Below are 20,442 nucleotides of genomic sequence, written 5' to 3'. Positions count from 1 at the left end.
GTCCAGCAATCAGACACAGGAGGTCGGATGCCAGTCCTGGCCGATCGCGAAAGCCGGCTGCTCATCGACGGAAAGCTCGTCGCCGGAAGCGCGGGCACGTTCCCCACCGTCAATCCCGCCACCGAGGAGACACTCGGTGCGGCCGCCGACGCGAACGCCGAGGACATGAGTGCGGCGATCGGCGCTGCCCGCCGCAGCTTCGACGAGACGGGCTGGGCGACCGACACCGAGCTGCGCGTGCGCTGTATCCGGCAGTTACAGCGGGCGATGCGCGACCATGTCGAGGAACTGCGGGAGTTGACGATGGCGGAGGTCGGAGCGCCGCGGATGCTCACCGCGGCCGCCCAACTCGAAGGCCCTGTCGAGGACCTGACGTTCTGCGCCGACACAGCCGAGTCCTACCGGTGGTCCACCGACTTCGGTACCGCGTCGCCGATGGGCATCAAGACTCAGCGCACGATCGCACGCGAAGCCATCGGCGTGGTCGGCGCGATCACCCCGTGGAACTTCCCGCACCAGATCAATCTGGCCAAGATCGGCCCGGCGCTCGCCGCCGGAAACACGTTGGTGCTCAAGCCTGCTCCTGACACACCCTGGGCGGCGGCGGTGCTCGGCGAGCTGATCACCGAGCACACCGACTTCCCGGCCGGGGTGGTCAACATCGTCACCTCCAGTGACCACGGTGTGGGTGCGCTGCTGTCGAAAGACCCACGGGTGGACATGGTCTCGTTCACCGGGTCGACGAACACCGGGCGGGCAGTGATGGCCGACGGGTCGGCCACCCTGAAGAAGGTGTTTCTCGAGCTCGGCGGCAAGTCGGCGTTCCTGGTACTCGACGACGCCGATCTTGCCGGTGCCTGTTCGATGGCGGCGTTCACCGCGTCGATGCATGCCGGGCAGGGGTGCGCTATCACCACCCGCCTGGTCGTTCCCCGCGCCCGGTACGACGAAGCCGTTGACGCCGCTGCGGCCACCATGGGTGGCCTCAATCCCGGGGATCCGACCAACCCGGGCACGGTGTGCGGACCTGTGATCTCGGCGCGACAGCGCGATCGGATCCAGGGCTACCTCGACTCCGCCATCGCCGAGGGCGGCCGGTTCGCCTGCGGCGGTGGGCGTCCCGCCGACCGCGACACCGGCTTCTTCATCGAGCCCACCGTGATCGCGGGCCTCGACAACAACGCCAAGGTCTCTCGCGAGGAGATCTTCGGTCCGGTGCTGACCGTCATCGCCCACGACGGCGACGACGACGCTGTGCGCATCGCCAACGACTCGCCGTACGGCTTGTCGGGCACGGTGTTCTCACCGGATCTCGACCGCGCCAACGCCGTGGCCGCCCGTCTTCGGGTGGGGACGGTCAACATCAACGGTGGTGTCTGGTACTCCGCCGACATGCCTTTCGGGGGCTACAAGCAATCCGGCATCGGCCGGGAGATGGGGCTCGCCGGTTTCGAGGAATACCTCGAGATCAAGGCGATCGCCACTGCCGTCTGACATGCCGGGCCGGTCAACCAAGGAGACGTCAATGGGACTTTACGGAGATCAGTTCAAGGAGAAGGTGGCCATCGTCACCGGCGCCGGGGGCGGCATCGGTCAGGCCTACGCCGAGGCACTGGCCCGTGAGGGCGCGGCGGTCGTCGTCGCCGACATCAACACCGAAGGCGCGCAGAAGGTCGCCGACGGTATCAAGGGCGAGGGCGGCAACGCGCTGGCCGTCCGGGTCGATGTGTCCGACCCGGCCTCGGCCAAAGAGATGGCGGCGCAGACACTCTCGGAGTTCGGCGGCATCGACTACCTGGTGAACAACGCCGCGATCTTCGGCGGGATGAAGCTCGACTTCCTGATCACCGTCGACTGGGACTACTACAAGAAGTTCATGAGCGTGAACCTCGACGGTGCGCTGGTGTGCACCCGGGCGGTCTATCGCAAGATGGCCAAGCGCGGCGGCGGCGCCATCGTCAATCAGTCGTCGACCGCAGCCTGGCTGTACTCGAACTTCTACGGGTTGGCCAAGGTCGGGATCAACGGGCTGACCCAGCAGCTGGCCACCGAGCTCGGCGGGCAGAACATCCGCGTCAACGCGATCGCGCCGGGGCCGATCAACACCGAGGCGAACCGGACCACCACGCCGCAGGAGATGGTCGCCGACATCGTCAAGGGAATCCCGTTGTCGCGCATGGGCGAACCCGAGGACCTGGTCGGCATGCTGTTGTTCCTGCTGTCCGACCAGGCCAAGTGGATCACCGGGCAGATCTTCAACGTCGACGGCGGACAGATCATCCGGTGATGAGCGCCTGCGCGAAGAACAGAGGACATGGATGAGCGCCTGCGCGAAGAACAGAGGACACGGATGAGCGCTTGCGCGAAGAACAGAGGGTTTTGATGAGTGCTGACGACCTCAAGCTGGGTTATATCGGTCTGGGAAACCAGGGCGCTCCCATGGCCAAGCGGCTGGCGAACTGGCCCGGCGGGCTGATCGTGTTCGATGTCCGGATTGAGGCGATGACCCCGCTGGCCGAGCTGGGCGCCACGCTGGCCGACAGCGTCGCCGATGTCGCGGCCGCCGACGTGATCAGCGTCACGGTGCTCAACGACGAGCAAGTGCGTGATGTCGTCGGTGAGCTCGCCGCGTACGCCAAGCCGGGCACCGTCATCGCGATCCATTCCACCATCGAGCCCGAAACCGCGCCTGAGTTGGCTGGACAGTTGCGGCCCAAGGGGATCAGCATCGTCGATGCGCCGGTCAGCGGCGGCGCCGGCGCCGCCGACAAGGGCGAGCTTGCGGTGATGGTCGGTGCAGACGACGAGGCCTACGAGAAAGTCAAGCCGGTGTTCAAACGGTGGGCGTCGCTGGTGGTCCGCGCGGGGGAGCCGGGTGCCGGCACGCGGATGAAGGTGGCGCGCAACATGCTGACGTTCATCGGATTCGCCGCGGTGTGCGAGGCGCAGAAGCTCGCCGAGGCGGCGGGCATCGACCTGCAGAAGCTGGGCCGGGTGGTACGCCACAGTGATGCGCAGAGCGGCGGACCGGGGGCGATCATGTTCCGCGACGACACCAAACCTCTTGCCTCCGAACACTTCTTGCACGACATGTTCGTCCACACCCGCGGGCTCGCGGAAAAGGATCTGAAGCTGGCGCTGAGCCTCGGGGAAGCCACCGGGGTGGAACTGCCGCTGGCCGAAATAGCCTTGCGCGACCTGGCCGCCGGCCTCGGTGTCCCCCACACCTCGCCAAGCATTAAGGAGTAGCCGACATGGATGACGTGCGCCGTAAGGGCCTCGAGAAGATGAACGAGGTGTACGGGTGGGAGATGCCCGACATTCAGGGCGACCCGTACTTCGACCTGACCGTCGAGCATCTGTTCGGGACCATCTGGACCCGGCCCGGCCTGTCGATGCGGGACAAGCGGATGCTGACGCTGACCGCCGTGACTGCAGTGGGGAGTTCGGACCTGGCGGAGATCCAGGTCAACGCAGCGCTGGCCAACGGCGAACTCACGGTCGAGGAACTCAAGGAGATGGCGGTGTTCCTCACCCACTATCTGGGTTTCCCGTTGGGCTCCAAGCTGGACGGGGCGGTGTCGAAGGTGGCGAAGCAGCGTAAGAAGGCAGCCGAACGCGGCCAGGGTGAGGACCGGAAAGCGAACGTGAACGCGGCCCTGCAGATGCACTCGGGTGGCACGCTCGATGATGAGTAGGTACGCCGCGCTGACGCGCGAGGAACTGGCCACGCTGGTGCCCGAACTGCTGCTCATCGGTCAGCTGATCGACCGTTCCGGGATGGCCTGGTGTATCAGTAATTTCGGCCGAGAGGAGATGCTGCAGATCGCGATCGAGGAGTGGGCCGGCTCCAGCCCGGTCTACACCAAGCGGATGCAGAAGGCCCTCAGGTACGAAGGCGACGACATCATCACGATCTTCAAGGGCCTGCAACTGGATATCGGTGCGCCGCCGCAGTTCATGGATTTCCGCTACACCGTCCACGACCGGTGGCATGGCGAGTTCCACCTGGATCACTGTGGCGCGCTGCTCGATGTCGAGCCGATGGGCGAGGACTACGTCCGCGGAATGTGCCACGACATCGAGGACCCGACGTTCGACGCCACCGCTCTGGCCACCAACCGCAGGTGCCAGGTCCGTCCGATCCACCGTCCGCCGCGGACTCCGGCAGACCGCCACCCGCACTGCGCGTGGACGGTGATCATCGATGAGTCGTACCCCGAGGTGGACTTCATCCCGCAACTCGACATCGTCGCAGCCAGCCACGCCTACAACACCGAGCTGGAGCCGATCGATCGCGACGACGAAGGTATGGCGGACTATTCGGGCCCGCTGGTGTCGGACGTCGACTTCGGCGCGTTCTCGCACTCGGCGCTGGTCCGTATCGCCGACGAGGTGTGTCTGCAGATGCATCTGCTGGTGCTGTCGTTCAACCTCGCCATCGAGGCCCGCGCCAAGGACGACGCGGCGCTGGCGCGGAGCATCCGCACCAAACAGCTGATCGGCATCGCCGGTGTGGCTGCGGAGCGGATCCATCGGGCGCTCAACCTGTCCACGGACGCCAGGGGGGCGCTGCGGGTGCTCGAGCTGCACCCGCTGCTCAATCCCGCCGCGTACGTCAGGGCCGACGTCGATCCCGGGTTCGTGCACGTGCGTTCGTCACCGGCGCACGAGGACGGGTCGTGGATCTCGCTGGTTTCGCCCGTGGCGGATCTGCCACTGCAGGCGATCGTGGCTGCGGTGGACCCGCATCTGCGGGCCGAGGTCTCCGGTACCGAGAACGACTGGACCGTCCGCGTCATCGAGACCGACACCGCGGCCAAGGAGCTGCCCGAGGTCGAGGTGTGCAAGTTCAGCCGGGGTGCGTCCTGGCAGTTCGAGGACCGGAAGTCGCTGCCGCTCACAGTCGTCTGACCCCAGGGCCGTGCCGCGCGTTCCCGGGCGTCAGCGGGGCAGTACCGCGTTGCCGACCCACCGACGCAGGTAGGCCCGCAGCTCGTCACGGCTGCGCGGGGGCCGGCCGGGGTCGATCACGAAGGACTGGATGATGCGCAGCAGGTGCTCGGAGAGCTGATCGAGACCCGGGTCGTCGAAACCCGCGGCCGCCCAGTCCACGTCGAGACGGCCCACCATGTCGCGCGCGAACCGCAGCGCGATGTCGGAGGTAACCGACTGCACATGACTGGAGCCGCCGGGCACCATGATCAGCCCGATGTACTTCTCGCGGGGCAACCACTCCAGCGCGGTCGCCACTGCCTCGGCGACCGCCTCGGCCGGATCGGTGATACCGGTCAGGTGAGCGGCCAGCCGCTGGAGGAACCCATCGACGGCGTGCACCGCGGCCGCCACCAGCAGGGCCTCGGTGCTGGAGAAGTACCGGTACACCGTCTGACGCGTGACGCCGACGGTGCGGGCCACGTCGGAGATGCTGAAGTCGGCGCCGCGTTCCTCGATGACCTTGCCCGCGGCCGCGAGGATGCGTGCAACGGCCTCCTCGTCCGAGGCAGGCTTGGCTCCTGACCAACCGTGGGTGCGCACCCACGAACTGTAGGCCACCCGTGATCGGGCTACCGGTAGGCGACCTGCAGGTCCTTGACCCCGTTGATCCAGCCGGATCGCAGCCGCTGCGGCTCGGCCACCTTCGAGATGTCGGGAATCTGGTCGGCGATCTCGTTGAACATCAACTTGATCTCCATGCGGGCCAGGTTCGCGCCGATGCAGAAGTGTGCGCCGTTGCCTCCGAAGGCCAAGTGGGGGTTGGGGTTCCGACGAATATCGAAGGTGAACGGGTCGTCGAACACCGCCTCGTCGAAATTCGCCGAGCTGTAGAACAGTCCGGCCCGCTGCCCCTTGGCAATCGTGACACCGCCCACCTCGACATCCTCGAGTGCCGTGCGCTGGAAGCAGTGCACCGGGGTGGCCCAGCGGATGATCTCGTCGATGGCGGTGTCGGGGCGTTCCCGCTTGAACAGCTCCCATTGGTCGGGGTTGTCGAAGAAGGCGTTCATTCCGTGCGTCATCGCGTTGCGGGTCGTCTCGTTACCGGCCACCGCGAGCAGGATCACGAAGAACGCGAATTCGACCTCGCCCATCGATTCGCCGTCCAGGTCAGCCTGGACCAGTCGGGTCACGATGTCGTCGGCAGGGCACCGGCGGCGGTCCTCGGCCATCGTGTAGGCGTAGCCCATCAACTCGGCGTTGGCCATCGTGGGATCTGAGTCGAAGTCCGGGTCGTCGGTGTTCATGATCGCGTTGGACCAATCGAACAGCCTCTCCCGGTCCTCTTCGGGGACGCCGATGAGGTCGGCGATGGCCTGCAGCGGCAGCATCATCGCGACGTCGTCCACGAAATTGCCGCTGTCCTTCGCGGCGGCGCCGCGGACGATCTCGCGGGCGGCGTCGGCGAGCTTGGCTTCCATTCCTGCGATCGCCCTGGGCGTGAACAGGCGCGACACGATCTTGCGCAGTCGGGTGTGCTCGGGGGCATCGTGGTTGATCAGCAGCGCCTTGGTCAGGTCAAGCTGTTCGGCGGTCACCCCGTCGGGAAGGCGCATCACCGCTCCCTTGGCGTTGGTGGACCACTGCGCGCTGTTGCGCGAGATCGCCTTGATGTCCTCATGTCGCGAGATCACCCAGTAGCCGCCGTCGTCGAAGATCGACTCCGCCTGTTCGTTCCACCACACCGGGGCGGTCTTGCGTAACTCCGCGAACTCGGTCGCCGGGATGCCCTTGCGCAGCACATCAGGGTCGGTGAAGTCGTAACCGGGGGGCAGGAACGGGCAGCTCTGGGTCGCGGTCAAGGGGAATCTCCTCATGGTGTGACGTGCAGCACTCAACCTCGACCATACACTGCGGCGCTAAGATGTATGGCCGACGATGTAGAGAGTCCGGCGCTCGGTGCCACTAGGGTGTCCATCTGTGCACGTCCTGGTGGTTGGATCCGGAGCCCGTGAACACGCGCTGCTGCTCGCACTGCGCCGAGACCCGGAGGTCGACGCGCTGTCGGTGACGCCGGGCAACCCGGGCACCGCGGCGGTGGCCGATCAATACGACGTCGACGTCACGTCGGGAGAGGCGGTCACCGCGCTGGCCCGTCGTATCGGGGCCGACCTGGTGGTCATCGGGCCCGAGGTGCCGCTGGTGCTCGGTGTCGCCGACGCGGTCCGCGCGGCCGGGATCGCCTGCTTCGGTCCGACGAAGGATGCCGCCCGCATCGAAGGGTCGAAGGCGTTCGCCAAAGACGTGATGTCGGCTGCGGGCGTGCGCACCGCGGGCAGTGAGATCGTCGACAACCCCGGCCACCTCGATGAGGCGCTGGACCGGTTCGGTCCTCCCGCCGGGCAGGCAGCCTGGGTGGTCAAGGACGACGGGTTGGCCGCCGGTAAGGGTGTGGTCGTCACGCCGGACCGCGACACCGCTCGCGCGCATGCGGCCGGGTTACTCGACGCGGGACACCCGGTGCTGCTGGAATCGTTCCTCGACGGACCCGAGGTGTCTCTGTTCTGCGTCGTGGACGGCGAGACGGTGGTGCCGCTGCTGCCCGCCCAGGACTTCAAACGGGTCGGCGACAACGACACCGGACCCAACACCGGCGGGATGGGCGCCTACACGCCGCTGCCGTGGCTGCCGGCCGAGATCACTCGTCAGATCGTCGACGAAATCGTCAAACCCGTTGCCGCCGAACTGGTCAGGCGGTCAAGCGCGTTCTCGGGTCTGTTGTATGCCGGGCTGGCGATCACGTCGGCCGGGCCGGCGGTCGTGGAATTCAACTGCCGCTTCGGTGACCCGGAGACCCAGGCCGTGCTCGCACTGCTGGAGTCGCCGCTGGGTCAACTGCTGCGCGCCGCGGCCACCGGTGAGTTGGCCGGCCACCCGGCGCTGCAATGGCTGGACGGTTCGGCGGTCACCGTCGTGCTGGCCGCGGAGAACTATCCGGGACGACCGCGGGTCGGTGACGTGATCCACGGCGCGGACCAGGACGGGGTGCTGCACGCGGGCACCGCCCGGCGCGAGGACGGGAGCCTGGTGTCCTCGGGTGGCCGGGTGCTGTCGGTGGTCGGGACGGGGCCGGATCTGAACGCTGCCCGTGAAGCCGCCTACGCGACGATCGGTGCGATCCGGTTGCCGGGCAGCCACTTCCGGCATGACATCGGACAGGCGGCGGCCGAGGGCCGGATCTCGCTCTAGACCAGTAGCGGTGCCGCCCAGCTCAACTCGGCGGTCAGCTGCGAGGACCAGAACCCCGCGTCGTGGCCACCGGGGGAGAAGCCGCCCGCCGGGGGCGTCGGTAGCTGGGCGACGAACTGCCGGGTGGCGGCGTAGAAGGGATCGTCGAACCCGCAGTCGATGCGCAGCGGTATCTCGTTGAGGGCGGGCAGACCCCACACGGTGTTCGCCTCGTAGTCGGCGGCGCCGTCGAACGCGCCCGGCGCTGCGGCGCCGGGCGAGGTCCACAGCGCGGGACTGACCGCACAGATCGCGGCGGTGCGGGCGGGGCCCAGACGCGAGCCCAGCAGCATCGCTCCGTAGCCGCCCATCGACCACCCCAGGAACGCGACCCGCGAGATGTCCAGTCCCTGTTCGGCGAGCAGCGGCAGGAATTCGTCGAGCACCATCGCCCCGGAGTCGTCACCGGAGGCGCGCCGGTGCCAGTACCCGTTGCCGCCGTCGACGGCGGCGATCGCGAACGGCGGCAGGCCGGCCCGGACCGCATCGGCCAGGAACTGTTCGGCCCCCATCGACATCACGGTGTGCGCCGAGGAGTCCTTGCCGTGCAACAGGATCACCGGGCGCAACGGTGCGGTCTGATCCGGCGGGCGCGCGACGGCCCAGTTGGTGACCGCGCCGCCGCGGGCCGCCGAGATGAAGGAGCCGGTCACGTAGGTGGCCGCGGGCGCTGCCGAGGCCACCGCGTCGCCCAGCATCGACGCCCCGGCGGCGACCAAACCCGCGCGCAGTCCGAACGCCAGCATCTCCCGGCGGTTGAGGGTCGGCATGCGCGACATCATGCCATCGACGGCGCCGGGCCACGCCGTGCCCAACGCGGGGCGGGAAAGCCTGGTGATTCGCCGAAAAACCGATGCCGGAACCCCGTGGCTGGCAGGATTCTCTGGGTGACGGCAGCGGTCACTCCCAAGGGAGAACGGCGGCGGTATGCGCTGGTCAGCGCTGCCGCGGACCTTCTCTGCGAAGGTGGCTTCGATGCGGTGCGCCACCGTGCCGTGGCGCGCCGCGCCGGGCTGCCGCTGGCGTCGACGACCTACTATTTTTCTTCGCTGGATGACCTCATCGCCAAGGCGGTCGAGCATGTCGGCAGCCGGGAGAGTGAACAGCTGCGGCGCCGCGTGCAGACGTTGTCACGACGCCGTCGCGGCGCCGAATCCACCGCCGACATCCTGGTAGACCTTCTCGTCGGCGAGAATCCCGAACGCGTCACCGAGCAGATGATCTCCCGCTACGAGCGCTATATCGCCTGTGCCCGTCAGCCAAGTCTGCGCGACATCCAGCGGCGCATCCTCAAGCAGCGCAGCGAAGCCGTCGTCGAAGTCGTCGAACGGTCGGGACGGTCGGTGCGCGCCGAACTGGTCACCGCGCTGGTGTGCGCGGTCGACGGTGCGGTGGTCGCGGCGCTGGTCAGCGAGGGTGAGGGGCCGCGCGCCACCGCCAGAGCCACCCTGATCGACGTCATCGATGTGTTGGCCCCGTTCAACTAGCGTTTGCTTCTCGTCGCCGGTGGTTACTTGGGATTGGGCATGGTCGCGGGAGCGGCACGGAATCGGGTCGGATCCTGCGGTGATGCTGCGGTCCCGGCCCGACTGGCCGATGATGAGGGTTTCGACGGATTTCAGGAAGGCGTGATGTCGGAAGCGGTGGCCGGGCCGAACACGCGTGCCAAACAGCCTGAGCTCAAACGCGTCATGGGCCCCGGTCTGCTTTTGCTGTTCATCGTCGGCGACATCCTGGGCACCGGTGTCTACGCCCTTGTCGGCGATGTCGCCGGTGAAGTCGGTGGGGCGGCGTGGCTTCCGTTCCTGGTCGCCTTCGGCGTGGCCACCGTCACGGCGTTCAGCTACCTCGAGCTGGTGACGAAGTACCCTCAGGCCGCCGGCGCTGCGCTGTACGCGCACAAGGCTTTCGGGATCCACTTCATCACCTTCCTGGTCGCGTTCGTCGTGATGTGTTCCGGGATCACCTCGGCGTCAACGGCTTCGAGGGCGTTCTCGGCGAACTTCTTCGAAGGCGTGGGAATGGACGCGCCCAAGGTCGGTGTCGCGGTGCTGGCGCTTCTGTCATGGCCGCGCTGACCGCGATCAACTACCGGGGCGTCGGGGAGAGCGTCAAGCTCAACGTGGTGCTGACCATCGTCGAGATCACCGGCCTGGTGGTGGTGATCCTCGTCGGGCTGTGGGCCTTCACCGGTGGCGGCGACGTCGACTTCTCCCGGATCACCGCGTTCGAGACCTCCGAGGACAAGACCACTTTCATGGCGATCTCGGCGGCGACCTCGCTGGCGTTCTTCGCGATGGTCGGGTTCGAGGACTCGGTGAACATGGCCGAGGAGACCAAGAATCCGGTCAAGACGTTCCCGAAGATCCTGCTGTCCGGTCTGTCGATCGCCGGCGTTGTCTACGTTCTGATCTCGATCGTCGCGGTGGCGCTCGTGCCGGTCGGCAAGCTCGAAGCGAGCGACACCCCGCTCGTGGAGGTCGTCAAGGCCGGCGCTCCCGGGCTGCCGATCAACGCGATCCTGCCGTTCATCACGATGTTCGCGGTGTCGAACACCGCGCTGATCAACATGCTGATGGCCAGCCGGCTGATCTACGGCATGGCGCGCCAGCACGTGCTGCCGCCGGTGCTCGGCACCGTGCACCCGACGCGTCAGTCACCGTGGGTGGCCATCGTGTTCACCACGCTGATCGCGTTCGGTTTGATCCTCTACGTGTCGGCGTTCGCCAGCAGCAACGCGATCGCGGTGCTCGGCCGGCGTCGTGCTGTTCTTCATCACCCAGCAGATCAACAAGCAACTCGGCATCCGGGACGGCCACATCACCGACCCGACCCACCTCGGTTCAGGCCCGAGCTAACCGAGCCTTTCGGTGAGTCGCTGTAAGCGGTTGTCCAGCAACGTGGTTCGGTGAGCATTGCCGTCCAGCTCCAGGTAGCGACGGCCGAATCGGGCCAGCAGCGCATCGTCGAGCCGGCGCACCGCGCCGGCCGGGTAGCGGTAGTCCATCGCGGCATTCACCGCGCCGGTGTCCACTCCGTGGAGCTGGGCGTCCAGCGCCTCGATGGACTCGATCCCCAGATCGAGAAGCAACCCGGCGATCCATGCGTAGTGGTCGGTGCGCGACCAACCGGCGTCGGGGAACCGGTTCCCGAGATAGGTCGCCAACACCGCCGTCGGGATCCTCGGGTCGTCGGTGATCTCGGTGACCTCGGGGGTGGCGGTGCGCAGCCGTTCCCGCACGGCGGAGAATTCGCGGTCGGCCAGCTCCAGCAAGCCGGCAGCCAGGGTGAAGCGGCGGTCCAGATCGGGCCCGTGCGCGGCGGGAATCGAGCCCTTGTACCGGATTTCATGTTCGAACTCCGCCCACGCGTGCTGGAGCACGGTGCGCACCTGGATCGACGCGGGCTGCTGCACTCCTTCCACGCCGACGAGCAGATGTCGGCTGGCGTAGCCCCACCGGCCCTCGCGGGCGGTCTCCTGCCCCATGTCGCGGTCGTCGAGCAGTCGCATTTCCTCCGAGAGGAGCTCGGCCACCGAGGCGACGTCCTCACGCAGATAGGTGATGACCCGCAACCCGATCAAGTCGGTGATCTCGACCAGTGGCTCGGTGAAGGCGGGCCGGCCACCCGCGGTGCGTCGGTCGGCCTTCGCGGCGAACGACTCCACGGTCTTGGTGCGCGCCGTGACCGACAGGTAGTTGATGCCGGCCTCGTCGAGCAGGCCGGTGACCAGACCGAGGTAATGCTCGGTCGCGGCGACCAGTGCGGGACGCCGGGACTCGTATTCGGCGACGGCTGGCGACACCGCGACCGACTGCCTCGGCCGTTGTGCCCGAGCCGATTTCGGGCGCCGGTCCGGCGGCAGTGACGGGGTGACGATGTAGCCGGAGCCTGCGTCGCCGTAGATCGTGACATCCTGCGGGCGGTGATACCAGTAGAGCCCGACGTAGGCACACAGCACCGCGTCCACCGGGTCCTCGTCGCGGTCGAGGTGGCTCGGTTTGACCGCGGCCTCGATCCGTTTGCGCAGTTCGACCCAGGCGACGCTGCGGTTGACGCGCAGCCGCGGGGAGGCGTCGTCGAGACCCTCGATCAGCGTCATCAGCCGCAGCAGTTCGCGCTGCCTGTCCTCGAACGGGCCACGCTTGTACTTCAGCGTCTTCTCCAGTTCGAACAGCACGATGGTCGCCGGATGCGGATACACCTCGATCGCGCGCCGTGGCGAACCAGAGGACGGATCCATGTCGAGTCCCAGGCGTTCGGCGATCCGGGCGGCCCGCGGTTCTTTGAACTCGGGCCGGTCGGTGAACGCGGGGCGGGCACCCGCCTCGAAGCGCTGGAAGTCGCGGTTGTAGGCAGTCTCGGCGGGCCGGTGACCGGTCGCGTTCTTGACGATCAGCGGCGCGTCGATCGCGACCAGGCATTCGCCGTCGGTGAAGGGCGCGAGGGCCGCGACGATGCTGTCGTCGTCCTGGGCCGCCCCCACATGCAGGAGCCGACCGCCGGCGTCGACCACGGCGACACCGGTCTGGTTCTTCTCACCCCAGGCGAGGTCGAGCCCAACGAAGTGCATGGGGCTACTGTGCCTCATTCTGTGCCGGTGCAGCGGCCGATAGGCTGTGTGTTCGTGAGTGTCCCCAACGTCCTGGCCAACCGGTATGCCAGCGAGGAGATGGTGGCGATCTGGTCGCCGGAAGCCAAGATCGTCGCCGAGCGGCGGTTGTGGCTGGCGGTGCTCAAAGCCCAGGCCGAGCTCGGTGTGAACGTGCCCGACGGTGTGGTCGCCGACTACGAGCGGGTGCTGGAGAACGTGGATCTGGCCTCGATCGCCGCGCGGGAGCGGGTGCTGCGCCACGACGTGAAGGCGCGGATCGAGGAGTTCAACGCCCTGGCCGGCCACGAGCACGTGCACAAGGGCATGACCAGCCGCGACCTCACCGAGAACGTCGAACAGCTGCAGATCCGCCGCTCGCTGGAACTGGTGCGTGACCACTCCATCGCGGTGCTGGCCAGGCTGGCCGAACGCGCCGCGCTTTACCGCGACCTGGTGATGGCTGGGCGCAGTCACAACGTCGCCGCGCAGGCCACGACACTGGGCAAGCGGTTCGCGTCGGCCGCCGAGGAGCTGCTGGTCGCTCTGAACCGGGTGATCGAGCTGATCGACCGGTACCCGCTGCGCGGCATCAAGGGGCCCATGGGGACCGCGCAGGACATGCTCGACCTGTTCGACGGGGACACCGAACGGCTCGCCGACCTGGAGCGACGGGTCGCCCAGTTCCTCGGCTTCTCCCAGATGTTGACCAGCGTGGGTCAGGTCTACCCGCGCTCGCTCGACCACGACGTGGTGTCCGCGCTGGTCCAGCTCGGGGCCGGCCCGTCGTCGATGGCGCACACCATCCGGCTGATGGCCGGGCACGAACTGGTCACCGAGGGCTTCGCACCCGGCCAGGTCGGATCGTCGGCGATGCCGCACAAGATGAACACCCGTTCGTGTGAGCGCGTCAACGGACTTCAGGTGGTGCTGCGGGGATACGGTTCGATGGCCGCCGAGCTGGCCGGCGCGCAGTGGAACGAGGGCGACGTGTTCTGCTCAGTGGTGCGCCGCGTCGCGCTGCCGGACGCGTTCTTCGCCCTCGACGGCCAGACCGAGACGTTCCTGACCGTCCTCGACGAGTTCGGCGCCTACCCGGCGGTCATCCAGCGTGAACTTGACCGCTACCTGCCGTTCCTGGCCACCACCCGGATCCTGATCGCCGCGGTGCGCGCCGGCGTCGGACGCGAGACGGCCCACGAGGTCATCAAGGAACACGCTGTCGCCGTGGCGCTGGCGATGCGTGAGAAAGGCGCCGAGCCCGACCTGCTGGACCGGCTGGCCGCCGACCCGCGACTGCCGCTGGATCGGGCCGCGCTCGACGCCGCGCTGGCCGACAAGCAGGTCTTCACCGGTGCGGCCGGCGACCAGGTCGACCGGGTGGTCGCGGCCGTCGACGACCTGATCGGGCGGTATCCCGAGGCGGCCAAATACACCTCGGGCGCCATTCTGTGACGGTCCCGGGAGCCCTGGCGGGAGTCGACCTCACCGATCTCGACAACTTCGCGGCCGGGTTCCCGCACGGGCTGTTCGCGGTGCACCGCCAACACGCCCCCGTCTACTGGCATGAGCCGACGGAGAACACCCCCGACGGAGAGGGCTTCTGGTCGGTGGCGACCCACGCGCAAACCCTTGCGGTCTTTCGCGACCCGGACACCTACTCGTCGGTGACCGGAGGGGAGCGCCCGTTCGGCGGAACGCTGTTGCAGGACCTGCCGATCGCCGGTCAACTGTTGAACATGATGGACGATCCCCGCCACGCCGCGGTGCGCCGGCTGGTCAGTTCGGGTCTGACCCCCCGGATGATCCGCCGGGTCGAGGACGACCTCCGCGCCCGGGCCCGGCGCCTGCTCGACGATGTCGAACCCGACACCCCCGTCGACTTCCTCACCGACATCGCCGCCGAGGTGCCGATGCAGATGATCTGCATCCTTCTCGGTGTGCCTGAGTCCGAACGGCATTGGCTGTTCGAGGCGATCGAACCCAGCTTCGACTTCGGCGGCGCGCGCAAGGCGTCGATCACCCGGCTCTCCGTAGAGGAGGCCGGGTCACGCATGTTCACGTACGGTCAGGAACTCATCGCGGCCAAGCGCGCCGAACCCGCCGACGACATGCTCTCGGTGGTGGTGAACTCCGGCGACCCGCAGCTGACCGACCTGGAGAGCTACCTGTTCTTCAATCTGCTGTTCAGCGCCGGCGCCGAGACCACCCGCAACGCCATCGCCGGCGGCCTGCTGGCACTCGTGGAGAACCCGGCCGCCTACCGCGAGTTGCGTGCCGACCCCGGCCTGCTGCCCACGGCCATCGAGGAGATGGTGCGGTGGACCTCGCCGTCACCGTCGAAGCGGCGCACGGTGACCCGCCGCGCCACCCTGGGCGGGCACACCGTCGAGCCCGGACAGAAGGTGCTGGTCTGGGAGGGTTCGGCGAACCGGGACGCGGCCGCCTTCGCCGCGCCGGACCACTTCCAGATCACCCGGAAACCTAACCCGCACTTGGGTTTCGGTCAGGGTGTGCACTACTGCCTGGGAGCCAACCTGGCGCGGCTGGAGCTGCGGGTCATCTTCGAGGAGATCCTGCGGCGCTTCGACGCCGTGACCCTCGCGCGTCCGGTCGAGTGGACACGCAGCAACCGGCACACCGGCATCCGGCACCTGGTGGTCGAGTTCAGCGCTTCACCCTAAGCTCGAACCACATGGACCCTCGACAACCGGACATCAGGGCTTCGGATGCCGATCGAGCAGCAGTGACACAGATTCTCGAGCACGCCGTGGGGCAGGGCATGCTGACCCTCGACGAGTACACCCAGCGGGTGGACGTCGTGCTGGCGGCCCGGACCCGCCGCGAACTCGACACCGTGATCGCCGATCTGCCCCACGTCCGCCGTCAGCCGGCGCCCGCCCCGCCGGAGGTGCTGCGGAGCTGGATGTCGGGCATCTCACGCAAGGGTCCGTGGACCGCACCCGCGCGCCTGCAGCTGGTCACCCGGATGTGTTCGACCACTTTGGATTTCACGTCGGCAGTGCTGCAGAGCCCGGTCGTGCACATCGACATCGACGACTACTTCAGCTCCACCGAGCTGATCCTGCCCGACGGCGCCACCGCCGACCTGAACCGGGTCGCCAACGTCGCGTCGTCCACGTCGGTGAAGGTGACGACCAGCCCGCCGTCGGGCCGCTTGCACGTCGTCGTCGCCGGCCGGGTGCGGTTCGGGTCGCTGACCGCGCGACACCCGTTCGGAACCTCGCTCAAACGCCTGCTGAGGTAAACCGCCGAAATCGCATTCCACGTCGCGGATCGGCGGCGCGGACCGCGTGGAATGCGATTTCGGCGGTTACTCGGCGCGCTTCAGATTGGCCGCGCGGATACCGGAGGCGCGCAGTTCGAGTGCGGCCAGCCCGCGGATCGCGACCCGGTCCTGCTCACGCCATGCGCCCACCGGGTCGGTGCTGATCGCGGCGAGCTTGGGCAGCGGGCGGTTGGCCAGCGCCCGCAACGCCAGCAGCTGCTCCCCGGCCCAGGTGGACGACAGCGTGACGGCGGTCCATTTGCGGCGGAAGAAACGCAGCCGCAGAAACAACCACGGCATCATCAACGCCAGGATCGGCGGCGCGGCGACCGCGAACGCCAGCAGCCACGCCAGCCAGCCGGCCGTCACTCCCAGCGACTGCCCCGCACCGGCGATCTCGCGCGCGGCGTCCCCGGCGCCTCGCAACGGCCCGGCCAGCGCGCCGCCGATCAGCGGCACGTCGTCGGCGCTGTTGCCGGCATTGTCCAAATTGCCGGCCACGCCGTTGGCGCCGCTCTCCACCTGATAGCCGAACTCGGCGAGTGTCGACACCGCCGAATGGACCGCGGCGCCCACCCAAACCCAGATCGCGGTCCAGGCGAGGACGACGACGTCGCTGACCAGTTGCCACAACAATCGGCCGGGGGTCGTGGCGTAGGGGATCCACCGAGAGCTCATGTGCTCGATCACAGCACACACAGAGCGGCTCCGGCGGCCCGATAGGCTGGGCCGATGCGTCCCGCTCTGTCCGACTACCAACACCTGGCCAGCGGCAAGGTCCGTGAGCTGTACCGCATCGACGACGGGCACCTGCTGTTCGTCGCGACCGACCGGATCTCGGCCTACGACCACATCCTCACCTCCGAGATCCCGGACAAGGGGCGCGTGCTGACCGCGATGAGCGTGTTCTTCTTCGACTACCTCAGCCGCACGGCCGAGGTGCCCAACCATCTGGCCGGTCCGCCCGACGACGAACGCATCCCCGGAGAGGTGCTGGGCCGGGCGCTGGTGGTCGAGCAACTGGAGATGCTGCCGGTGGAAGCCGTGGCCCGCGGCTACCTGACGGGGTCCGGACTGATCGACTACCAGCAGACCGGCACCGTCTGCGGTATCGCGCTGCCGTCGGGGCTGGTGGAGGCCAGCAGGTTCGACGAACCGCTGTTCACGCCGGCCACGAAGGCCGAACTCGGCGAGCATGACGTGAACATCAGCTTCGACGACGTCGTCGAGCTGGTCGGCGCCGAGCGTGCCGAGCAACTGCGTGAACGCACGCTGCGGACCTACAGCCAGGGCGCCGCGCATGCGTTGACCAAGGGCATCATCGTCGCCGACACCAAGTTCGAGTTCGGCGTGGACGCCCAGGGTGAGCTCAAGCTCGCCGACGAGGTGTTCACACCGGACTCGTCACGCTACTGGCGCGCCGACGGCTACACCGAGGGACAGGTGCAGGACAGCTTCGACAAGCAGTTCGTCCGTAACTGGCTGACAGGTCCCGAATCCGGGTGGGACCGGCACGGTGAGCAGGCCCCGCCGCCGCTGCCGCCCGACATCGTCGACGCCACCCGAGCGCGCTATATCGAGGCCTACGAGCGCATCTCGGGCCTCCGTTTCGACCGATGGATGGGGGCTGCCGCGTGAAGCTCGAACCCACGGTCGGCCCGCCCATCGCCAAGCGGGTCTACACCCGCCGCGAACACCACGGCGACGTGTTCCTCGACCCGTACGAATGGCTGCGCGACAAGTCCAATCAGGATGTGATCGACTACCTGGAAGCCGAGAACGCCTACACCGAGCATGTCACCGAGGATCTGGCGCCGCTGCGGCAGACGATCTTCGACGAGATCAAAGCCCGAACGAAAGAGACCGATCTGTCGGTGCCGACGCGTCGCGGCGACTGGTGGTACTACGGCCGCAGCTTCCAGGGCAAGCAGTACGGGGTGCAATGCCGTTGTCCCGTCACCGACCCCGACGACTGGACGCCTCCGGTGTTCGACGAGAACACCGAGATCCCCGGCGAACAGGTGCTGCTCGACGAGAACGTCGAGGCCGAGGGTCACGATTTCTTCTCGCTGGGCGCCGTGACCGTCAGCGTGGACGGAAACATCCTGGCGTACTCGGTCGACGTCAAGGGCGACGAGCGATACACGCTGCGGTTCAAGGACTTACGCACCGGGCAGCGCTATGACGACGAGATCGCCGGTGTCGGGGCCGGCGCCACCTGGGCAGCCGACAACAACACCGTCTACTACGTGACCGTCGACGACGCGTGGCGGCCGGACACCGTGTGGCGGCACCGGCTGGGTGCCGGGCAGTCCGATGAACGCGTCTACCACGAACCGGACGAACGGTTCTGGGTCGCGGTGGGGCGCACGCGCAGCGACAAGTATGTGATCATCGCCGCAGGAAGCGCGATCACCTCGGAGCTGCGTTACGCCGACGCCGCCGACCCGCAGGCCGAGTTCACCGTCGTGTGGCCGCGCCGGGAATCCGTCGAGTACTCCCTCGACCACGCCGTCATCGGCGGTGAGGACCGCTTCCTGATCCTGCACAACGACGGCGCCGAGAATTTCACCCTCGTCGAGGCGCCCGTGGCCGACCCTACCGACGTCCGCACGTTGATCGGGCACCGCCGTGACGTCCGGTTGGACGCGGTCGACGCGTTCGCCGGCCACCTCGTGGTCAGCTATCGCAAGGACGCGCTGCCCCGGATCGAGCTGTGGCCCCTCACCGACACCGGATACGGTGAGGCGCAAGACATCAGGTTCGACTCCGAACTGATGTCGGTGGGGCTGTCGGCCAACCCGAACTGGAGCGCGCCCAAACTGCGGATCGGCGCGACCTCCTTCGTGACCCCCGTGCGGATCTACGACCTCGACCTGGGCACCGGCGAACGCACGCTGCTGCGTGAGCAGCCTGTGCTGGGCGACTATCGCCCAGAGGACTACGTCGAGCGCCGCGACTGGGCGGTGGCGCACGACGGTGCGCGAGTGCCGATCTCGATCATCCACCGGGCCGGCCTGAGATACCCGGCGCCGGTGCTGCTGTACGGATACGGCGCCTACGAGTCCTGCGAGGATCCGCGGTTCTCGATCGCGCGGCTGTCGCTGCTCGACCGCGGCATGATCTTCGCGGTCGCCCATGTCCGCGGCGGCGGCGAGTTGGGGCGGCCGTGGTACGAGCACGGGAAGCTGCTGGAAAAGTGCAACACCTTCACCGACTTCATCACGGTGGCAAGCCATCTCGTCGGCACCGACGTCACCAGGCCGGAGAACCTGGTGGCCTACGGAGGCAGCGCGGGCGGTCTGCTGATGGGCGCGGTTGCCAACATGGCGCCGGAGATGTTCGCCGGAATCCTGGCCGCGGTCCCGTTCGTGGACCCGCTGACCACCATCCTGGACCCGTCGCTGCCGTTGACGGTGACGGAATGGGACGAGTGGGGCAATCCGCTGGAGGACCCCGAGGTGTATCACTACATGAAGTCCTACTCGCCGTACGAGAACGTCGAGTCCAGGAATTACCCCGCGATACTGGCGATGACGTCACTCAACGACACCCGGGTTTACTACGTGGAGCCGGCGAAATGGGTTGCCGCGCTGCGTCATGCGCAGACCGACCCGGCCCGCGACGCGCCCCGGGTGTTACTCAAGACCGAGATGAACGCCGGGCACGGCGGCATCAGCGGACGCTACGAGCGGTGGAAGGAGACCGCGTTCCAGTATGCGTGGATGCTGGACGTCGCCGGCGAGAGATGACCCGGGGCTCCTACCACCACGGCGACCTGAAGGCCGTCATCCTCGCCCAAGCCGCCGTCCTCGTCGCCGAACGCGGTGCCGACGGCGTGTCGCTGCGCGAATTGGCCCGCACCGCAGGGGTTTCCCATGCCGCGCCGGCGCATCACTTCACCGACCGGCGCGGCCTGTTCACTGCGCTCGCCGCGCAGGGCTGGCGGATGCTGGCGGCCGCACTGGCCGGTGCACGACCTGAATTCCTGGACGCCGCACTGGCCTACGTGCGTTTCGCCGTGGAGAACCCGGGTCACTTCGCCGTGATGTTCGACCGCTCGCTGATCGACCCGGACAACACGGAGCTGATCGCGGCCCAGGCCGCCGCCGGCGCCGAATTGGCGTCGGGGGTAGGAACGCTCGACGACCCGCGCGCCACCGAGGATCCGCAGGCCGCGGCGCTCGCGGCGTGGTCGCTGGTGCACGGTTTCGCGATGCTGTGGCTCAATCGGGCCATCGACACCGACGCCGACCCGGTCGCCACGGCCGAGCGCGTGGCGCGGATGCTGTTCACCCCGAACCGGCCCTCACAGACCGCCGACGAGTAGCGTCGG

General features: G+C 67.9%; 18 protein-coding genes and 1 pseudogene. 14 read left to right on the top strand and 5 right to left on the bottom strand.

Annotation, left to right across the window (positions count from 1 at the left end):
* Positions 1 to 27 precede the first annotated feature (27 nt).
* The 5 genes from KXD97_RS03055 (at position 28) to KXD97_RS03035 (ending at position 4,914) form a co-directional block, all read left to right on the top strand.
* The gene (locus KXD97_RS03055) at positions 28 to 1,494 is read left to right on the top strand and encodes an aldehyde dehydrogenase (protein WP_260755404.1); all 1,467 of its coding nucleotides are present in this window, start codon (positions 28 to 30) and stop codon (positions 1,492 to 1,494) included.
* Between the two features lie 31 nt (positions 1,495 to 1,525).
* Positions 1,526 to 2,287, top strand: coding sequence for an SDR family oxidoreductase (locus KXD97_RS03050; RefSeq protein WP_260755403.1), 762 nt, complete (start codon positions 1,526 to 1,528; stop codon positions 2,285 to 2,287).
* A 95-nt stretch (positions 2,288 to 2,382) separates the two neighbouring features.
* Positions 2,383 to 3,249 carry an NAD(P)-dependent oxidoreductase gene (locus KXD97_RS03045; protein WP_260755402.1) on the top strand — a complete coding sequence of 289 codons (867 nt, stop codon included), beginning with the start codon at positions 2,383 to 2,385 and terminating at the stop codon, positions 3,247 to 3,249.
* Between the two features lie 5 nt (positions 3,250 to 3,254).
* A complete protein-coding gene (locus KXD97_RS03040; protein WP_260755401.1) occupies positions 3,255 to 3,698 on the top strand; it encodes a carboxymuconolactone decarboxylase family protein in 444 nt (147 codons plus the stop codon).
* Positions 3,688 to 4,914: a hypothetical protein gene (locus KXD97_RS03035; protein ID WP_260757819.1), complete on the top strand. Its 1,227-nt coding sequence runs from the start codon at positions 3,688 to 3,690 to the stop codon at positions 4,912 to 4,914. The genes KXD97_RS03040 and KXD97_RS03035 overlap by 11 nt, the downstream gene beginning before the upstream one ends.
* A 30-nt stretch (positions 4,915 to 4,944) precedes the next feature.
* Here KXD97_RS03035 and KXD97_RS03030 read toward each other — a convergent pair whose 3' ends face one another.
* A complete protein-coding gene (locus KXD97_RS03030) occupies positions 4,945 to 5,538 on the bottom strand; it encodes a TetR/AcrR family transcriptional regulator (RefSeq protein WP_260755400.1) in 594 nt (197 codons plus the stop codon).
* A gap of 29 nt (positions 5,539 to 5,567) precedes the next feature.
* Entirely contained in the window at positions 5,568 to 6,815 is a 1,248-nt protein-coding gene (locus tag KXD97_RS03025; protein WP_260755399.1) for a cytochrome P450, read from the bottom strand.
* Positions 6,816 to 6,918: 103 nt separating this feature from the next.
* Here KXD97_RS03025 and purD point away from each other — a divergent pair, with 103 nt between their 5' ends.
* Positions 6,919 to 8,187, top strand: a complete 1,269-nt coding sequence (purD, locus tag KXD97_RS03020; RefSeq protein ID WP_260755398.1) for a phosphoribosylamine--glycine ligase — start codon at positions 6,919 to 6,921, stop codon at positions 8,185 to 8,187.
* Here purD and KXD97_RS03015 read toward each other — a convergent pair.
* Positions 8,184 to 9,008 (bottom strand): alpha/beta hydrolase family protein, encoded by an 825-nt coding sequence (locus KXD97_RS03015; protein WP_260755397.1) that lies wholly within the window; start codon positions 9,006 to 9,008, stop codon positions 8,184 to 8,186. The genes purD and KXD97_RS03015 overlap by 4 nt on opposite strands.
* Before the next feature lie 96 nt (positions 9,009 to 9,104).
* Here KXD97_RS03015 and KXD97_RS03010 point away from each other — a divergent pair, with 96 nt between their 5' ends.
* Both KXD97_RS03010 and KXD97_RS03005 read left to right on the top strand, forming a co-directional pair.
* Complete coding sequence (locus KXD97_RS03010) at positions 9,105 to 9,713, top strand: TetR/AcrR family transcriptional regulator (RefSeq protein ID WP_260757818.1); 609 nt, start codon at positions 9,105 to 9,107, stop codon at positions 9,711 to 9,713.
* A 144-nt stretch (positions 9,714 to 9,857) separates the two neighbouring features.
* Positions 9,858 to 10,999, top strand: a pseudogene (locus KXD97_RS03005) (APC family permease); the annotation flags it as partial.
* A gap of 81 nt (positions 11,000 to 11,080) precedes the next feature.
* On the opposite strand, the gene relZ reads toward KXD97_RS03005, so the two are convergent.
* Positions 11,081 to 12,799 (bottom strand): bifunctional ribonuclease/(p)ppGpp synthase, encoded by a 1,719-nt coding sequence (gene relZ / locus KXD97_RS03000; protein WP_260755396.1) that lies wholly within the window; start codon positions 12,797 to 12,799, stop codon positions 11,081 to 11,083.
* Positions 12,800 to 12,853: 54 nt separating this feature from the next.
* Between relZ and purB the strand changes: the two genes are divergently transcribed.
* From purB to KXD97_RS02985, 3 genes are read left to right on the top strand one after another with little or no spacing between them, the layout of a single operon-like run.
* Complete coding sequence (purB, locus tag KXD97_RS02995; RefSeq protein WP_260755395.1) at positions 12,854 to 14,272, top strand: adenylosuccinate lyase; 1,419 nt, start codon at positions 12,854 to 12,856, stop codon at positions 14,270 to 14,272.
* A complete protein-coding gene (locus tag KXD97_RS02990) occupies positions 14,269 to 15,501 on the top strand; it encodes a cytochrome P450 (protein WP_260755394.1) in 1,233 nt (410 codons plus the stop codon). The genes purB and KXD97_RS02990 overlap by 4 nt, the downstream gene beginning before the upstream one ends.
* Before the next feature lie 11 nt (positions 15,502 to 15,512).
* Positions 15,513 to 16,085 (top strand): DUF1707 domain-containing protein, encoded by a 573-nt coding sequence (locus KXD97_RS02985; RefSeq protein WP_260755393.1) that lies wholly within the window; start codon positions 15,513 to 15,515, stop codon positions 16,083 to 16,085.
* A gap of 66 nt (positions 16,086 to 16,151) precedes the next feature.
* On the opposite strand, the gene KXD97_RS02980 is transcribed toward KXD97_RS02985, so the two are convergent.
* Positions 16,152 to 16,784 carry a hypothetical protein gene (locus tag KXD97_RS02980; RefSeq protein ID WP_260755392.1) on the bottom strand — a complete coding sequence of 211 codons (633 nt, stop codon included), beginning with the start codon at positions 16,782 to 16,784 and terminating at the stop codon, positions 16,152 to 16,154.
* A gap of 54 nt (positions 16,785 to 16,838) precedes the next feature.
* On the opposite strand from KXD97_RS02980, the gene KXD97_RS02975 reads away from it, so the two are divergent.
* The 3 genes from KXD97_RS02975 to KXD97_RS02965 are packed head-to-tail and all read left to right on the top strand — an operon-like array spanning position 16,839 to position 20,436.
* On the top strand, positions 16,839 to 17,744 hold the full coding sequence (locus KXD97_RS02975) for a phosphoribosylaminoimidazolesuccinocarboxamide synthase (protein ID WP_260755391.1): 906 nt from the start codon (positions 16,839 to 16,841) through the stop codon (positions 17,742 to 17,744).
* Positions 17,741 to 19,858: a S9 family peptidase gene (locus tag KXD97_RS02970; RefSeq protein ID WP_260755390.1), complete on the top strand. Its 2,118-nt coding sequence runs from the start codon at positions 17,741 to 17,743 to the stop codon at positions 19,856 to 19,858. Before KXD97_RS02975 ends, KXD97_RS02970 begins: the two co-directional genes overlap by 4 nt.
* Positions 19,855 to 20,436: a TetR/AcrR family transcriptional regulator gene (locus tag KXD97_RS02965; RefSeq protein ID WP_260755389.1), complete on the top strand. Its 582-nt coding sequence runs from the start codon at positions 19,855 to 19,857 to the stop codon at positions 20,434 to 20,436. Before KXD97_RS02970 ends, KXD97_RS02965 begins: the two co-directional genes overlap by 4 nt.
* The last annotated feature ends 6 nt before the right edge of the window (positions 20,437 to 20,442 follow it).

The sequence above is a fragment of the Mycobacterium sp. SMC-8 genome, from assembly GCF_025263565.1.
GTDB lineage: Bacteria > Actinomycetota > Actinomycetes > Mycobacteriales > Mycobacteriaceae > Mycobacterium.
Note: the sequence above shows the minus strand (reverse complement) of the source record. Positions and strands in the feature narration are given on the sequence as shown.

What these genes read in the sequence shown, in the direction of transcription:
- KXD97_RS03040 (WP_260755401.1), top strand. Translation starts at nt 3,255, where the DNA reads ATGGATGACGTGCGCCGTAAGGGCCTCGAGAAGATGAACGAGGTGTAC.
- KXD97_RS02985 (WP_260755393.1), top strand. Translation starts at nt 15,513, where the DNA reads ATGGACCCTCGACAACCGGACATCAGGGCTTCGGATGCCGATCGAGCA.
- KXD97_RS02975 (WP_260755391.1), top strand. Translation starts at nt 16,839, where the DNA reads ATGCGTCCCGCTCTGTCCGACTACCAACACCTGGCCAGCGGCAAGGTC.
- KXD97_RS03015 (WP_260755397.1), bottom strand. Translation starts at nt 9,008, where the DNA reads ATGATGTCGCGCATGCCGACCCTCAACCGCCGGGAGATGCTGGCGTTC.
- KXD97_RS03025 (WP_260755399.1), bottom strand. Translation starts at nt 6,815, where the DNA reads ATGAGGAGATTCCCCTTGACCGCGACCCAGAGCTGCCCGTTCCTGCCC.
- KXD97_RS03035 (WP_260757819.1), top strand. Translation starts at nt 3,688, where the DNA reads ATGATGAGTAGGTACGCCGCGCTGACGCGCGAGGAACTGGCCACGCTG.
- KXD97_RS03050 (WP_260755403.1), top strand. Translation starts at nt 1,526, where the DNA reads ATGGGACTTTACGGAGATCAGTTCAAGGAGAAGGTGGCCATCGTCACC.
- KXD97_RS03055 (WP_260755404.1), top strand. Translation starts at nt 28, where the DNA reads ATGCCAGTCCTGGCCGATCGCGAAAGCCGGCTGCTCATCGACGGAAAG.
- relZ (WP_260755396.1), bottom strand. Translation starts at nt 12,799, where the DNA reads ATGCACTTCGTTGGGCTCGACCTCGCCTGGGGTGAGAAGAACCAGACC.
- KXD97_RS02965 (WP_260755389.1), top strand. Translation starts at nt 19,855, where the DNA reads ATGACCCGGGGCTCCTACCACCACGGCGACCTGAAGGCCGTCATCCTC.
- KXD97_RS02980 (WP_260755392.1), bottom strand. Translation starts at nt 16,784, where the DNA reads ATGAGCTCTCGGTGGATCCCCTACGCCACGACCCCCGGCCGATTGTTG.
- KXD97_RS03045 (WP_260755402.1), top strand. Translation starts at nt 2,383, where the DNA reads ATGAGTGCTGACGACCTCAAGCTGGGTTATATCGGTCTGGGAAACCAG.